1 protein-coding gene is annotated in these 247 nt (G+C 47.0%); it reads left to right on the plus strand.

Translation table 11 applies throughout. From position 1 onward, the window contains the following. Positions 1-157 (plus strand): DDE-type integrase/transposase/recombinase (locus tag MWC30_RS22440; RefSeq protein WP_368860941.1); only part of this gene is annotated, 157 nt, incomplete at its 5' end. Positions 158-247 lie beyond the last annotated feature (90 nt).

Below are 247 nucleotides of genomic sequence, written 5' to 3' on the forward strand. Positions count from 1 at the left end.
GAGCGACATCACCTACATTCCCATGCACCGGGGCTTTGTCTATCTGGTGGCGGTGATGGACTGGTACAGCCGGTACGTGCTCTCCTGGGAGGTCTCGGTCACGATGGATGTGCATTTTTGCATAAGTACCCAAGCAAATATTTTCAAACAAAGTTGATATGATGAACGAAATCGGATAAGTGATATTACGATGTTAATGTCAAAGCCTCTACGAGGAGCCTGCGTGAAGTACGTAAAGCCATTATCC

It is taken from the genome of Desulforhabdus sp. TSK (genome assembly GCF_022836495.1).
In the GTDB taxonomy this organism is placed as follows: domain Bacteria; phylum Desulfobacterota; class Syntrophobacteria; order Syntrophobacterales; family Syntrophobacteraceae; genus Desulforhabdus.